Origin of the sequence: Thermaurantiacus tibetensis (assembly GCF_015354055.1) — a bacterium.
GTDB classification, from domain to species: domain Bacteria; phylum Pseudomonadota; class Alphaproteobacteria; order Sphingomonadales; family Sphingomonadaceae; genus Thermaurantiacus; species Thermaurantiacus tibetensis.
The window spans coordinates 262,771-276,691 of sequence record NZ_JACHTM010000001.1 but is presented as its reverse complement, the minus strand read 5'-3'; the positions used below and the strand labels follow the sequence as shown (position 1 = coordinate 276,691).

Sequence of the window (13,921 nt, the reverse complement as noted above, 5' to 3'; positions counted from 1 at the left end):
CGGAACCTTTCGCGTGCGGGCCGATGCTGACCGGCCCCGTCTGCTCACAGGGCGGCGCCGATAGCGGAGGGCGCCTCGCGGCGCAACCACTTCCCCCCGGGCAACCGAGCTCCTAGGGACGGGCCATGGGGAGGATCGGCACGCCCGTCACCGACGACGCCGACGCGCGCGCCAACCGCGCGGCGATGCAGGCGCTGGTCGCCGAACTCAGGGCGCGGGCCGCCGAGGTCGCGCTCGGCGGGCCGGAGCAGGCGCGCGCGCGCCATGTCGCGCGCGGCAAGCTGCTGCCGCGCGAGCGCGTCGAGCGGCTGCTCGACCCCGGCACGGCCTTCCTCGAGATCGGCCAGTTCGCAGCGTGGGACGTCTACGAGGACGAGGTGCCGGCCGCTGGCCTCATCGCCGGAGTCGGCCAGGTGGAAGGCCGGCTCGTCATGATCGTCGCCAACGACGCCACCGTGAAGGGCGGCACCTACTATCCGCTCACCGTCAAGAAGCACCTGCGCGCGCAGGAGATCGCGCGGGAGAACCGCCTGCCCTGCATCTACCTCGTCGACTCGGGCGGCGCCTTCCTCCCCCGACAGGACGAGGTCTTCCCCGACCGCGATCATTTTGGCCGGATCTTCTACAACCAGGCCACCCTGTCGGCGGCCGGCATCCCCCAGATCGCCGCGGTGATGGGCAGCTGCACCGCCGGCGGGGCCTATGTGCCTGCCATGGCGGACGAGGCGGTCATCGTCCGGAACCAGGGCACCATCTTTCTTGGCGGGCCACCGCTGGTGAAAGCGGCCACCGGCGAGGAGGTCTCCGCCGAGGAGCTGGGCGGCGGCGACGTTCACGCGCGCGTCTCGGGCGTCGTCGACCATCTCGCGGCAGATGATGTCCACGCACTCGAGCTGGTCCGCCGGATCGTCGCCACCTGTCCCAGAGGCGAGACTCCGGACCGCGCGCCTCCCCGCCCGCCGCGCTTCCCGGCCGAGGATCTCCACGCGCTGACCCCCGTCGACACGCGCCACCCGGTCGATGTCCACGAGGTGATCGCCCGGATCGTCGACGACAGCGCGTTCGACACGTTCAAGCCGCTCTACGGCCCCACACTCGTCTGCGGCTTCGCCCACATCGAGGGGCTTAGGGTCGGCATCCTCGCCAACAACGGCATCCTCTTCTCGGAGTCGGCGCAGAAGGGCGCGCACTTCATCGAGCTCTGCTGCCAGCGGAAGATCCCGCTCCTCTTCCTCCAGAACATCTCCGGGTTCATGGTCGGCCGCAGTTACGAGAACGAGGGCATTGCCAAGCACGGGGCGAAGCTGGTGACGGCTGTCGCCACGGCCGCCGTGCCCAAGGTGACGGTCGTGATCGGCGGCAGCTTCGGTGCCGGCAACTACGGCATGTGCGGCCGGGCCTACAGCCCACGCTTCCTGTGGATGTGGCCGAATGCGCGGATCTCGGTGATGGGCGGCGAGCAGGCTGCCCGCGTGCTGGCGACGGTCAAGTCGGGCGGCTTTGCCAGCGCGGATGAGGAGGAGGCGTTCATGGCCCCCATCCGCGCCCAGTATGAGCGGCAGGGCAACCCCTTCTACGCCAGCGCCCGCCTGTGGGACGACGGCATCATCGCGCCCGAGGACACGCGCCGGGTCGTGGCCCTCAGCCTCGCGGTGGCGCTGAACCAGCCCATCCCCGACACCCGCTTCGGCCTGTTCCGGATGTGATGATGCTCGAGGTCTCGACCGACCCGCGCGGCATCGCCCGCGTCACGCTCAACCGGCCCCAGAAGCACAACGCCTTCGACGAGGCGCTGATCGCCGCGCTCCACGCTGCCTTCACGAGCCTTGCCGCCACGCCCCCGCGCGCGGTCATCCTGTCCGGAACCGGCAGGAGCTTCTGCGCCGGGGCGGACGCCGACTGGATGCGGCGCGCGGCCGGCTGGAGCGAGGCGGAGAACCGGGCCGACGCGCAGAAGCTCTCCGACATGCTGGCGGCCATCGACGGCTGCCCCGCCCCCGTCATTGCCATTGCCCACGGCGCGGCCTTCGGCGGCGGGGCGGGCCTCGTCGCCTGTGCCGACCTTGCCGTCGCCCACCCCGAGACCCTCTTCGCCTTCTCCGAGGTGCGCCTCGGCATCACGCCGGCCACCATCTCGCCCTTCGTGCTGGCGGCCATCGGGCCGCGCGCCGCGCGCCGCTGGTTCCTGACCGGCGAGCGCTTCGACGCGCTGGAAGCGCAGCGCATCGGCCTCGTCCATGCCGTGAGCGAGACGCCCGAGGCCGTGGTAGACGCGTGGCTCGAGGCCCTCCTCGCGTCCGCCCCCGGCGCGGTTGCCGAGGCCAAGCGGCTGGTGCGGGATCTGGCCGGCCGCCCGATCGACGAGGGCCTGCGCGCCGAGACCGCCGCCAGGATTGCCGCCCGCCGCGCGACCGGGGAGGCGAAGGAAGGCATGGCCGCCTTCCTCGACAAGCGCCCCCCGGCCTGGGTCACGCGCGCATGAAAACCCTGCTGGTTGCCAACCGGGGCGAGATCGCCTGCCGGATCATCCGCACCGCCCGCGCCATGGGCATCCGCACGGTTGCCGTCTTCTCCGAGGCCGACGCGGGCGCCATGCACGTCGGGATGGCCGACGCGGCGGTCCCCATCGGCCCGGCGCCGGCGCGCGAGTCCTATCTCGTCATTGACCGGATCCTGGAAGCAGCGCGCGAGACGGGCGCCGATGCCGTCCACCCCGGCTACGGCTTCCTCTCCGAGAACGCCGACTTCGCCCGAGCCGTCGAAGACGCCGGCCTCTGCTGGGTAGGCCCTCCCCCCGAGGCCATCCGCATCATGGGCCTGAAGGATGCTGCCAAGGCGACAATGCGCTCGGCAGGCCTCCCCATCGTGCCGGGCTATCAGGGGGACGACCAGTCGCTGCCCCGGCTCGAGCGGATGGCCGCCACCGTCGGCTTCCCGCTCCTCGTCAAGGCGGTCGCCGGCGGCGGCGGCAAGGGCATGCGCCCCGTCTTCTCGGCCGGGGAGTTCACCGAGGCGCTGCTTGCGGCCAAGCGCGAGGCCGCCGCCGCCTTCGGGAACGACTCGGTGATGCTCGAGAAGCTCATCCGGCGGCCCCGCCATGTCGAGGTGCAGATCTTCGGCGACCGCTATGGCAACATCGTCCACCTGTTCGAGCGCGACTGCTCGCTCCAGCGCCGGCACCAGAAGGTGATCGAGGAAGCGCCCGCGCCCGGCCTCTCCGAGCGGCTGCGCCACATCCTCGGAGTCGCGGCCGTCACCGCCGGCACCGCCATCGGCTATGTCAATGCCGGCACGGTCGAGTTCCTCCTCGACATGGACGACCGCGACGAGGCCGGGGATCCGAAATTCTACTTCATGGAGATGAACACCCGGCTCCAGGTGGAGCACCCGGTGACCGAGGCCATCACCGGCCTCGACCTCGTCGAGTGGCAGCTGCGCGTGGCGCGGGGCGAGATGCTGCCGCTCATGCAGGAGGCGATCGAGGCCAGCGGCTGGGCGATGGAGGCCAGGCTCTGCGCCGAGAACCCGGAGGCCGGATTCCTGCCGGCCACCGGCACGCTCACCCGCTTCGAGGTGCCAGCCCTCGCCCGCACCGACACCGGCGTCCGCGCTGGCGACTCCGTCACCGTTCACTATGACCCGCTGCTTGCCAAGATCGTCGTCCACGGCCCCACCCGGGAGGCGGCTGCCGCAGCCCTCGTCGCCGCGCTCGACCGGACGGTAGTGGAAGGTATCACGACCAACCGCGCCTTCCTCGCCCGCCTCGCCGCCCACCCGGCCTTCGTCGCCGGGGACGTCTCGACCGGCTTCATCGCCGAGCACGAGGCCGCGCTCTTCGCCCCGCCACCGGACGACCCGGCCATCGTCGCTGCCGTGGCGCTCGCCGAGGCGCCGCTCCAGCCCGGGGCGACCGGCTTTGCCGCCCCCTTCCGCCTCAACCTGCCGATGACGGTTCATGGTGCCCTGTTCGCGCCGGATGGGCGGGCGTGGAAAACGGTGGTCGAAGGCACGGGCGCCAACCGGCGCGTGCTGGTCGATGGAGTCGAAGTCGCCCCCTGCCCACATGCCGTGCTCGTGGCAGGTGAGGAGGCCGTGGAGGCGCGCCGCGGCGGCGAGACCTGGCGCTTCCTCCGCCACCATCCGCGGCGCGGAACCGAAGGCGAGTCCGCGGGCGACGGGCGCATCCTCGCGCCCATGCCCGGCCGGGTGCTCAGCCTTGACGTGGCACCCGGCGACCGGGTCGAGGCCGGAGACCGGCTGCTCGTGCTCGAGGCGATGAAGATGGAGCACCGGCTGACCGCCCCCTTTGCCGGCACGGTCGAACGGGTGGCGGTGTCGGCTGGCCAGCAGGTGAGCGAAGGGGCGACGCTGGTGACCCTCTCCGCCAGCGGGTAGACGGCGGAGCGAACGGCCGCCCCCCTGTCCCGGCGCTCCGGCGGCCGCTAGAGGGGGCACATGCACGCCCTCCGCTTCGCCCATGGCGAGACCATCGACATGCTGCGCGAAAGCGTGGCCGCCTTCGCAGCCGCCGAAATCGCGCCGCGCGCGGCCGAGATCGACGCCACCAACAGCTTCCCGCGCGACCTCTGGCCGAAGCTCGGCGAACTCGGCCTTCTCGGCATCACCGTGCCGGAGGCGGATGGCGGAGCCGGGCTCGGCTACCTCGCCCACGTGATTGCGGTCGAGGAATTGAGCCGCGCCTCGGCCTCCGTCGGCCTCTCCTACGGTGCCCACTCCAACCTCTGCGTGAACCAGCTCGCCCGCTGGGGCACGGCGGAGCAGAAGGCGCGCTACCTGCCGAAGCTCATCTCGGGCGAGCATGTCGGCGCGCTCGCCATGTCGGAACCCGGCGCCGGTTCCGACGTGGTCTCGATGCGCCTCAGGGCCGAGAAGCGCGGCGACCGTTACGTGCTCAACGGCAGCAAGTTCTGGATCACCAACGGCCCGCACGCCGACACCCTCATCGTCTACGGCAAGACCGACCCGGAGGCCGGCCCGCGCGGCATCACCGCCTTCCTGATCGAACGGGGCATGAAGGGCTTCTCGACCGCGCAGAAGCTCGACAAGCTTGGCATGCGCGGCTCGGACACCTGCGAGCTCGTCTTCGAGGATTGCGAGGTTCCCTTCGAGAATCTGCTTGGCGCGGAAGGCAGGGGGGTCGAGGTGCTGATGTCGGGCCTCGACTATGAGCGCGTCGTGCTCGCCGGCGGGCCGCTCGGCATCATGCAGGCCTGCCTCGACGTGGTCCTTCCCTATGTCCACGAGCGCCGGCAGTTCGGGCGGCCCATCGGCACCTTCCAGCTGATGCAGGGCAAGCTCGCCGACATGTATGTCGCGCTCTCGACCGCGCGCGCCTATGTCTACGCGGTGGCGCAGGCCTGCGACCGCGGCGAGACGGCCCGCAAGGACGCCGCCGGCGCCATCCTCTACGCGGCCGAGAAGGCGACCTGGATGGCGCTCGAGGCCATCCAGGCGCTCGGCGGCAACGGCTACATCAACGACTACCCGACGGGCCGGCTGCTGCGCGACGCCAAGCTCTACGAGATCGGCGCCGGCACCTCGGAAATCCGCCGCTTCCTCATCGGCCGGGAGCTGTTCGAGGAGACGGCGTGAGCGAAGCGAAACCCCTCGGCGCGGTGCTCGCCGGGGGGCGCTCGCTGCGGTTCGGCAGCGACAAGGCGCTGGCTCTGCTCGCCGGCCGGCCGCTTCTTGCGCACGTGGTCGAGGCGCTCCTGCCGCAGTGCGCGGAGGTGGTGGTGGTCGGCCGCTCCTGGCCGGGCCTTCGCAGCGTGGCCGACTGGCCGGGTCCCGGCCTCGGGCCGCTTGGCGGTCTCTGCGGGGCGCTGCGCGGGGCGCGCCAGCTCGGGCACCCTTCGGTGCTGGCTGCCCCCTGCGACATGCCGGGGCTTCCCGCCGACCTCGTCGAGAAGCTGGCGCCGGCGCCGGCCGTGGCAGAGGGGCACTGGACGGTGGGCCTCTGGCCGGCAGCCCTCGCCTCGTCGCTCGAAGCCTGGCTCGCGGCATCTCGGCCGCGTGCGCTCCGGGCCTTTGCCGAAGCCGTCGGCGCGCGCGCCGTGCCCATCGAGGGGCTCCGCAACGTCAACCGCCCGGACGACCTGCCCGACGACCTGTCGGACGTCGCCAACGGCTCGCCGCAGGTGCCTGGCCAGCGTCATGACGCAGACACGCAACTGCGTTAAGGATTGTGCGATGCAGCGGGGACGCTGGTCAGGAGCTTCTCCATGGATCGGTTCGTCGACTGGCTCGGAAGGCTTGCGGAGCTGCCCGCCGGGGCTGCGGAACTCCTTTTCGGCGGCGTGTTTCTGATGGCACTTGTCGGCGTGCGCCGCTGCCTTGGCGGCGGCCGCAGGCGCCACCTCTCCTGAGGCCGCAGGCGCCACGCCGCCCACCGCGCCACACGGGCATGGCAGGGGCGCGTCAGGCCGGCGGGTCGGCCACCATCGCCGTGAATCGGGCCTCGGCTGCCACCGTGTCACCCAGAAGCGCCTTGCCCTCGAAGCGCGAGACGTTCGACCGGCGCTGGAGATAGGCGACCTCCAGGGTGACGAGGCAGCCAGGCTCGACGGGCTTCCTGAACTTCGCCTCCTCGACCGCCATGAAGTAGAGGAGCTTGCCCGTACCCGCGAGGCCGAGCGAGTCGATGGCAAGAATCCCCGCCGCCTGTGCCATGGCCTCGACGAGGAGGACTCCCGGCATCACCGGCCGGGCGGGAAAGTGGCCGGCGAAGAAGGGCTCGTTGACGCTCACCGCCTTCACCGCCCGGATGCGCTCGAACGGAACGAGCGTCTCCACCCGGTCGACGAGCAGCATGGGGAAACGGTGCGGCAGCATGGCGAGGATCGCCACGATGTCCCGGGCCCCCTCCCCCATCGGCGCTACTTCCGCGGCTGGGCTGCCGGCTGCTGCTGCGGCGGCGGCGGGGTGGTCGAGACCTTCGGCAGCGCCGCGTTGAGGCGGGCCAGCACGTCGTTCGTCACGTTGAGCGAGCCCGAATGCTGGATCGTCGCCCGCTCGGCGAGCGCGATCGAGGCCCCCTTCTCGCGCATGATCTGGGTGATGATCGGCTGCGCCGCGTTGTTGATCTGCTGCAGGACATACTGCTGCGCGCGCGCGAGGTCCTCCTGGCCCCGCTGGAGCTCGGCGTTCGCCGCATTCTCCTTTTCCTGAAAGGCCTTGACGCGCGCCTCGAAGGCCGGGCCGGCGAGCGTCTTGTTCTGCTGGCCCTGCTGGATCGCGTCCGCTTCCGTCTGCAGCTGCTGGGCAAGCGTGTTGCGGCGGGCATTGAGCGCCGCGGCCTTCGCCTGGAGCTCGGCAGCGGCCGCCTTGCCGGCCGCGCTTTCGTTCACCACCCGGTCGAGGTCGACAATGATGATGACGGCGGGCGAGAGCTGCTGGGCTGCCACGCCGGCCGGGGTCGCAAGCAGGAGGCCGGCCGCAACGGCCACGGGAAGGTATCGCATCAGAACTGGGTCCCCACGTTGAACTGGAAGAGCTGGTCGCGGTCGCCTTCGGCCTTCTTGATGGCCTTGGCAATATCGATGCGGAACGGCCCGAAGGGCGAGTTCCAGTTGACGCCGGCGCCGACCGAGATCCGGGGCTTGGCCGTGTCGCCAGCATAGAATTCCTGGAAGCCCGGCGTGCCCCGCTCGGTGGGGCAGCCGGCCGGGATCGTCGGGAGATCCCCTTCCGCAGGAATGTTGGGGCAGAAGATGAGCTTCCCCGGGTTCGACCGCCACAGCGAGCCGACATCCACGTAGACCGAGGGCCGCAACCCGAGCTCGTCGCCGGTCGCGCCCAGCGGCACGATGACCTCTGCACGCGCAAGATAATAGAGGCGCCCGCCGACCGAATCGTCGGCCCAGGTGTCGGGGTCGGGGCTCGGGGTTCCGTCGGCAAGCAGCGGCTTGCGGATGACGCGGGGGCCGACGCCGCGGATCTCGAAGCCGCGGAACCGGGGCTCGCCCAGGAAGAAGCGGTCGGTCAGCCGGATGTCCTCGGAATCGAGGCTCATGATGTGGCCCGCCTCGCCACCCAGGTTGAGCACCAGCCCGGTTCCGAACAGCCGCCGGTAGCGGTCGTAGTTCACCCGGCTGCGCAGATAGTTGACCGTCCCGCCAAGGCCCGCGAGGTCCTGACTGACGACAAGCCGCTGGCCGCGCGTCGGCCGCAGCCGGTTGTCGAGCGAGTCGAAGGCGATGCTGTAGCCGAGGAGCGAGGTGGAATATTTGCCAAGCGCATCGCAGATGAAGCGCCCCGCCTTGATCGGGTCGCACTGCCCGTCGGTGAAGAACAGTGTCTCGTCCACGGTCACGTTGTCGAAGGTGAGACCATAGCGGAGCGAGGCGGACCAGTATTCCGTGATCGGAAAGCCGGTGCGGACCTGGAACCCGGTCGTCAGCTGGTTGTAGGTGTCGATCCGGCGGCCGTCGTTGCCGAAGCGGAAGCTCGAGAAGTCCCGGCGGAACACGTCCGCCCCGAGCGCGAGGTTGCGGCCGAACAGATAGGGCTCGGTGAAGCCGAGATCGATCCCGCGCGAGAACTGGGACCAGTTGACACCGAATCGAAGGTTCTGCGCGCGGCCGCGGAAGTTCCTCTGCTCCACCGCAAAGTTCAGGATAAGGCCTTCGAGCGAGGAGTAGCCGGCCGAGACCTGGATCGAGCCCGTGGGGCGCTCCTCCACGTCGAGCTGGAGTGCGATCTTGTCCGGCGCACTCCCCGGCTTCTGCTGCACCTCGAGCTTCTCCTGGAAGAAGCCGAGCGACTGGATCCGGTCCCGCGAGCGCTTGACCTTGAGGCTGTTGAACGCGTCGCCTTCGGCGAGGCGGAACTCGCGCCGGATCACGTCGTCAGCGGTGATGGTGTTGCCGTTGATCGTGACCGACTCGACGTAAACCCGCGGCACCTCGTTGATGACGAAGGTCACGTTCATCCGGAGATCGTCGCGGTCCCGACGGAACTGGGGGCGCACGTCGGCAAAGGCATAGCCGAGGAGCCCGACGGTCTCGGTGATCGAGTCGATCGTGTCTTCGATCAGCTTGGCGTTGTACCAGTCCCCCTCCTTCATCGGCAGGAGCGACTTGAACGCCTCTGCGTCGATGTCGCGGATCTGGCTCACCAGCCCCACCTCGCCGAACCTGTAGCGCTCACCTTCCTCGACGACATAGGTCACGATGAAGTCGCGCCGGTCGGGCGTGAGTTCGGCAATCGCCGAGACCACCCGGAAGTCCGCATAGCCCTGCGTCAGGTAGAACTGGCGTAGCTTCTGCTGGTCGAACGCGAGCCGGTCGGGGTCGTAGGTGTCGCGCGAGGTGAAGATGCGCAAGGGGCGAGCCTGGCGCGAGGCCATCTCGCTTCTGAGCTTCCCGTCGTCGAAGCGCTGGTTGCCGATGATATTGATCTGGCGGATCTTCGACTTCGGCCCTTCCGAGATCTCGAAGACCAAATCCACCCGGTTCTGCTCGAGCTGGACGATCTTCGGCTCCACCTGGGCGGCGAACCGCCCGGAGCGACGGTAGAGTTCGAGGATCCGCGCCACATCCGCGCGCGCCTTCGACCGCGTGAAGATCTGCCGGGGCGCCACCCGGATCTCCTCGCGGATCTTGTCCTCCTTCACCCGTTTCGCGCCCTCGATGATCACCCGGTTGATGACCGGGTTCTCGCGCACCTCGATGACCAGGTTGCCGTCGCCGTCGTCGCGGATGCGGACGTCGGCGAAGAGCTCCGAGGCGAACAGGTCCTTGAGCGCGCGGTCGAGCTCCTCCCGGTCATAGGGCTGGCCGGCGGCAAGATCGGTGTAGGAGAGCACGGTTTCCGGTTCGAGGCGCTCGTTGCCGATGACGCGGAGCGAGCGCACCACGCCGGACGACGCGACGATCCCCGACGGCTGCGGCGCCTGGGCGCCGAGCGGAGCCGCCGAGGCGAGAAGGGCGGCAGCAAGCGGCAGCCAGCGACCAGCGCTCCGGCCCCCGCGAGGTCCGCATGCGCGCGTCACCATCAGCCCGCCCAGCTCTTCAGCCCCTCCCACAGGCCGAAGGAGGCAAGGTCGTTCATGGTGAGCAGCAGCATGAGCGAGAGGATGAGGATGAACCCCGAGAGGAAGGCGAGTTCCTGGAGCCTCGGCTCCAGGGGCCGCCGACGGACGGCCTCGGCGGCGTAGAGGAGAAGGTGGCCCCCGTCCAGCGCCGGGATGGGCAGGAGATTCACGAACCCGAGGTTGATCGAGACGAGAGCGACGAAGCTGATGAAGCTGGCGAGCCCAAGCGAGGCGCTCTGGCCGGCGAACTGGGCGATCTTGAGCGGCCCGCCGAGCTCGTCGAGCGCACGCCGGCCGGTCACCACCTGCACCAGGGTCTCGCCCATGAGGCGGGTGATCTGGACGGTCTCGTCCACCGCCCACACCAGCGCCGAGACCGGGCCGCGCCGCTCGACGACCGGCGGTCCGCTTTCGATCCCGAGACGGCCTTTCACGTAGCGGTTGCCGAACCGGTCGACCTCGGTCCGCGTCCCCGGGGTGGCGACGAGGCGCAGGGTCTCAGCCCCGCGCTCGACGACGAGCGTGATGGGCTCGCCGGGGCGGAGCGCAACAATCCGCACCATGTCCTCGAAGCGGTCCACGCGGCGGCCGTCGATCTCGCGCACGCGGTCTCCGGCGCGCAGCCCCGCGGCGGCAGCCGGGCTGCCTTCCATGACCCTGCCGGCGACAGGCGGCGTGAACTGGTGACCGAAGGTCATGAAGAAGCCTGCGAAGAGCAGGATGGCGAAGAGGAAGTTGATGCCGGGGCCGGCCGCCACGACGAGCGCCCGCTGCCAGACCGGGCGGAACTGGAACAGGGCCGCTCGCTCCTCGGGCGGCAGGGCGACGAGTGCCGGATCGGGCTGGCTCGCCGCGTTGAGATCGCCCGCGAACTTGGCGTAGCCGCCAAGCGGGATCCAGCCGATCTTCCAGCGGGTGCCGCGCCGGTCGGTGAAGCCCAGGATCTCCCGCCCGAAGCCGACCGAGAAGACCTCCACCCTGATGCCGAAGAGCCGGGCCATGCCGTAATGGCCGAACTCGTGCACGAACACGAGGATGCCGAGCACCAGGATGAAGGCGAGCGCCGACACGGCGATGCCCGGCTCTGCGACCGCGTCCATCCCGGGCTCCTAGCGACGCGCGCGCTGAGCCGCAAATGAACGGGCGCGCGCGCGCGCCTCGGCATCGGCCGCCGCCACTTCGGCAAGCGTCGTCACCGGCGCCGCCGGGAGCGACTCGAGCGTGTCGGCCACCACCTCGGCAATCTCGAGGAAGCCGATCCGCTCCTCGAGGAACGCGCCCACCGCCACCTCGTTCGCCGCCGAGAGAACGCAGGGGCGGCAGCCACCCGCCGCGAGCGCGGCCTCGGCAAGCGCGAGGGCCGGGAACCGCTCCCGGTCGGGTTCCTCGAAGTCGAGCCGGGAGGCCGCAGCAAGGTCGAGCCGCCGGACGGGGGTTGCGATCCGCTCGGGCCAGGCGAGCGCATGGGCAATCGGCACGCGCATGTCGGCCGGGCCGAGCTGGGCCAGGACCGAGCCGTCCACATACTCGACAAGCCCGTGCACCAGGCTCTGCGGGTGGACGAGCACGCCGAGCCGCTCGGGGCCGACGCCGAAGAGGTGGTGCGCCTCGATGAGCTCGAGGCCCTTGTTCATGAGCGTCGCCGAGTCGACCGAGATCTTCGCCCCCATCGACCAGTTGGGGTGCTTGACCGCCTCGGCCGGGGTGACGGCCGCCATCTCCGCCCGGCTGCGGCAGCGGAACGGCCCGCCGCTTGCGGTCAGCACGATCCGGCTGATCCGCGCCACATCCTCGAGCACCTGGAAGATGGCGTTGTGCTCGCTGTCGATGGGCAGGATCCGCGCGCCGGAGGCCCTGGCAGCTGCCGTCATGACATCGCCCGCGCAAATGAGCGCCTCCTTGTTGGCGAGCGCGACGGTGGTTCCCGCCTCGAGCGCGGCGAGGGTCGGCGCGAGGCCGGCCGCGCCCACGATCGCGGCCACGACGAGGTCGACCGGCTCGGCCGCGGTCTCGACCATCGCGGCCTCGCCGGCGCGCACCTCGGTCGCCGTTCCGGCAAGCGCCTCCCGGAGCGGCGCATAGCCCGCCTCGTCGGCAATCACCGCCACCCGCGCGCCGGATGCGCGGGCCACGTCCGCAAGCTTCGCCCAGTCGCGGCCAGAGGCCACGGCATGGATCCGGAAGCGCTCTGGGTTGCGGGCGACGAGGTCAAGGGTCGAGCTGCCGATCGACCCCGTGGCACCCAGGAGGGTCACGGTGCGCATCAGCCGAGCTCCGCGGCAAGCGCGACGAGGCAGGCGACGGGGACGAGCCCGTCGACCCGGTCGAGCACTCCCCCGTGACCGGGGATGAGGGAGCCGGAGTCCTTGACCCCTGCCCGGCGCTTCATCCAGCTTTCGAAGAGGTCGCCGGCCTGGGCGGCCACGGCCAGCGCCGCGCCCGCAGGCACGAACGCGAGCGGCGCGCCGCCCCAGGCCTGGTGGGCGACGGCGGCCCCCGCAGCTCCGGCACCGGCCATGCCGCCGAGCAGGCCGGCCCAGGTCTTGGACGGGCTGATCGCCGGCGCAAGCTTCGGCCCGCCGAGCGCGCGGCCGGCGAAATAGGCGGCGATGTCGGTCGCCCACACCACGCCGAAGACGAAGGCGACGAGCGCAAGCCCGTCGGGCCGCTCCCGTAAGCCGACGAGCGCGACCGCCGGCAGACCGAGATAGAGGGTGCCGGCCAGCGTCGCGCGCCAGCCGGCGCGCACCTGCGGTACCTGGCCGAGACGCCAGGCGGCGCTCATCGCCAGCACCACGCCAAGAGCGGCAACGCCATGGAGCACATCGCGCGCAAGAGTGACGCCCACCACGCCGGCAAGGCCTGCGATCTGGCTTGCGCGATGGACCCGGGACTCGCCGACGAGCCCGCCCCACTCCCACCGGCCGACGGCAACGGCCACCGCCACCAGCGCCGCGAAGGCGGGGCCGCCAGCCCAGGCGGCCGCGATGGCGACGGCAGCAAGAAGAGCGCCGGAGCCGATCCGCGCCGGAAGGTCCCCCGGCCGTCGCCCGGGCGTCGGTGCCGCCATGGCCTCAGCGCCCACCGAAGCGCCGCTCCCGCCGGGCGAAGGCCTCGGCCGCCTCCTTGAGGACCGCCTCGTCGAAGTCGGGCCAGAGCACGGGCGTGAACCAGAGTTCGGCGTAGGCCGCCTGCCAGAGCAGGAAGTTCGACAGCCGCACCTCGCCCGAGGAGCGGATGATGAGGTCGACGGGGGCGAAGGCGGCAGTATCGAGCATCGCCTCGATGTCGGCTGCCTCAAGCTTTTCCGGATCGAGCCGGCCAGCGGCGGCCTCGGCGGCCAGCCGGCGCACGGCCCGCACCAGCTCGTCCTGCGCGCCGTAGTTGAGCGCGACGACGAGGTCGAGCGCGGTGTTGCCTGCCGTCAGGGCCTTCGCCCGCTCGAGCTCCCGGACGATGTCGGCCCGAAGCGCCCGCCACTGGCCGATGAAGCCGAGCCGGACTCCGTTCGCGTGCAGCTCGTCAAGCTCGGAGCGGATGTGCTGGAGGAGGAGGCCCATCAGGTCCGAGACTTCCTCGGGCGGGCGCCGCCAGTTCTCGGACGAGAAGGCGTAGAGGGTGAGCGTCTGGATGCCGAGCTCGGGCGCGGCGCGCACCACCCGCCGCACCGCCTCGACACCCGCGCGATGCCCGGCAAGCCGCGGCAGCCGCCGGGCCTTCGCCCATCGGCCGTTGCCATCCATGATGATGGCGACGTGCCGGGGGCCGCCCGGCACCGCCCGCAGCGCCGGTTGCGGCGCGTCCGCCGGCCGCAGGGCGCCGGCGCCGGGAACGGTGGCGACCGGCTCAGCCATGGGGGCCCTGCTG

Annotated in this window: 13 protein-coding genes; 6 read left to right on the top strand and 7 right to left on the bottom strand. The window is 71.1% G+C overall.

Going from position 1 to position 13,921, the window contains the following annotated elements; translation table 11 throughout:
* Positions 1-125: 125 nt before the first annotated feature.
* From H3H34_RS01390 to H3H34_RS01365, 6 genes are read left to right on the top strand one after another with little or no spacing between them, the layout of a single operon-like run.
* Positions 126-1,706: a carboxyl transferase domain-containing protein gene (locus H3H34_RS01390; RefSeq protein ID WP_194743482.1), complete on the top strand. Its 1,581-nt coding sequence runs from the start codon at positions 126-128 to the stop codon at positions 1,704-1,706.
* Positions 1,706-2,482, top strand: coding sequence for an enoyl-CoA hydratase-related protein (locus H3H34_RS01385; protein ID WP_194743481.1), 777 nt, complete (start codon positions 1,706-1,708; stop codon positions 2,480-2,482). The genes H3H34_RS01390 and H3H34_RS01385 overlap by 1 nt, the downstream gene beginning before the upstream one ends.
* On the top strand, positions 2,479-4,395 hold the full coding sequence (locus H3H34_RS01380) for an acetyl/propionyl/methylcrotonyl-CoA carboxylase subunit alpha (protein ID WP_194743480.1): 1,917 nt from the start codon (positions 2,479-2,481) through the stop codon (positions 4,393-4,395). Before H3H34_RS01385 ends, H3H34_RS01380 begins: the two co-directional genes overlap by 4 nt.
* Positions 4,396-4,455: 60 nt before the next feature.
* A complete protein-coding gene (locus H3H34_RS01375; protein ID WP_194743479.1) occupies positions 4,456-5,613 on the top strand; it encodes an isovaleryl-CoA dehydrogenase in 1,158 nt (385 codons plus the stop codon).
* Complete coding sequence (gene mobA, locus H3H34_RS01370; protein ID WP_194743478.1) at positions 5,610-6,200, top strand: molybdenum cofactor guanylyltransferase; 591 nt, start codon at positions 5,610-5,612, stop codon at positions 6,198-6,200. The genes H3H34_RS01375 and mobA overlap by 4 nt, the downstream gene beginning before the upstream one ends.
* A 42-nt stretch (positions 6,201-6,242) precedes the next feature.
* A complete protein-coding gene (locus tag H3H34_RS01365; protein WP_194743477.1) occupies positions 6,243-6,386 on the top strand; it encodes a hypothetical protein in 144 nt (47 codons plus the stop codon).
* Positions 6,387-6,438: 52 nt separating this feature from the next.
* Here H3H34_RS01365 and fabZ read toward each other — a convergent pair whose 3' ends face one another.
* Genes fabZ through H3H34_RS01330 form a run of 7 tightly spaced genes read right to left on the bottom strand, consistent with a single transcriptional unit; the run spans position 6,439 to position 13,908 of the window.
* On the bottom strand, positions 6,439-6,891 hold the full coding sequence (gene fabZ, locus H3H34_RS01360) for a 3-hydroxyacyl-ACP dehydratase FabZ (RefSeq protein WP_194743476.1): 453 nt from the start codon (positions 6,889-6,891) through the stop codon (positions 6,439-6,441).
* A gap of 5 nt (positions 6,892-6,896) precedes the next feature.
* Positions 6,897-7,481, bottom strand: a complete 585-nt coding sequence (locus H3H34_RS01355) for an OmpH family outer membrane protein (RefSeq protein WP_194743475.1) — start codon at positions 7,479-7,481, stop codon at positions 6,897-6,899.
* Positions 7,481-10,015, bottom strand: a complete 2,535-nt coding sequence (gene bamA / locus H3H34_RS01350; protein ID WP_194743474.1) for an outer membrane protein assembly factor BamA — start codon at positions 10,013-10,015, stop codon at positions 7,481-7,483. The genes H3H34_RS01355 and bamA overlap by 1 nt, the downstream gene beginning before the upstream one ends.
* Positions 10,015-11,154: an RIP metalloprotease RseP gene (gene rseP / locus H3H34_RS01345; RefSeq protein ID WP_194743473.1), complete on the bottom strand. Its 1,140-nt coding sequence runs from the start codon at positions 11,152-11,154 to the stop codon at positions 10,015-10,017. The genes bamA and rseP overlap by 1 nt, the downstream gene beginning before the upstream one ends.
* Positions 11,155-11,163: 9 nt before the next feature.
* On the bottom strand, positions 11,164-12,318 hold the full coding sequence (dxr, locus tag H3H34_RS01340; RefSeq protein WP_194743472.1) for a 1-deoxy-D-xylulose-5-phosphate reductoisomerase: 1,155 nt from the start codon (positions 12,316-12,318) through the stop codon (positions 11,164-11,166).
* Positions 12,318-13,124, bottom strand: coding sequence for a phosphatidate cytidylyltransferase (locus H3H34_RS01335; RefSeq protein ID WP_194743471.1), 807 nt, complete (start codon positions 13,122-13,124; stop codon positions 12,318-12,320). The genes dxr and H3H34_RS01335 overlap by 1 nt, the downstream gene beginning before the upstream one ends.
* Before the next feature lie 4 nt (positions 13,125-13,128).
* On the bottom strand, positions 13,129-13,908 hold the full coding sequence (locus H3H34_RS01330; RefSeq protein WP_194743470.1) for an isoprenyl transferase: 780 nt from the start codon (positions 13,906-13,908) through the stop codon (positions 13,129-13,131).
* Positions 13,909-13,921 lie beyond the last annotated feature (13 nt).

Bases quoted from the DNA above. Each gene is read 5' to 3' on its own strand.
- H3H34_RS01390 (WP_194743482.1), top strand. From the start codon at position 126: ATGGGGAGGATCGGCACGCCCGTCACCGACGACGCCGACGCGCGCGCC.
- H3H34_RS01385 (WP_194743481.1), top strand. From the start codon at position 1,706: ATGATGCTCGAGGTCTCGACCGACCCGCGCGGCATCGCCCGCGTCACG.
- H3H34_RS01380 (WP_194743480.1), top strand. From the start codon at position 2,479: ATGAAAACCCTGCTGGTTGCCAACCGGGGCGAGATCGCCTGCCGGATC.
- H3H34_RS01375 (WP_194743479.1), top strand. From the start codon at position 4,456: ATGCACGCCCTCCGCTTCGCCCATGGCGAGACCATCGACATGCTGCGC.
- H3H34_RS01365 (WP_194743477.1), top strand. From the start codon at position 6,243: ATGGATCGGTTCGTCGACTGGCTCGGAAGGCTTGCGGAGCTGCCCGCC.
- fabZ (WP_194743476.1), bottom strand. From the start codon at position 6,891: ATGGGGGAGGGGGCCCGGGACATCGTGGCGATCCTCGCCATGCTGCCG.
- H3H34_RS01355 (WP_194743475.1), bottom strand. From the start codon at position 7,481: ATGCGATACCTTCCCGTGGCCGTTGCGGCCGGCCTCCTGCTTGCGACC.
- bamA (WP_194743474.1), bottom strand. From the start codon at position 10,015: ATGGTGACGCGCGCATGCGGACCTCGCGGGGGCCGGAGCGCTGGTCGC.
- rseP (WP_194743473.1), bottom strand. From the start codon at position 11,154: ATGGACGCGGTCGCAGAGCCGGGCATCGCCGTGTCGGCGCTCGCCTTC.
- dxr (WP_194743472.1), bottom strand. From the start codon at position 12,318: ATGCGCACCGTGACCCTCCTGGGTGCCACGGGGTCGATCGGCAGCTCG.
- H3H34_RS01335 (WP_194743471.1), bottom strand. From the start codon at position 13,124: ATGGCGGCACCGACGCCCGGGCGACGGCCGGGGGACCTTCCGGCGCGG.
- H3H34_RS01330 (WP_194743470.1), bottom strand. From the start codon at position 13,908: ATGGCTGAGCCGGTCGCCACCGTTCCCGGCGCCGGCGCCCTGCGGCCG.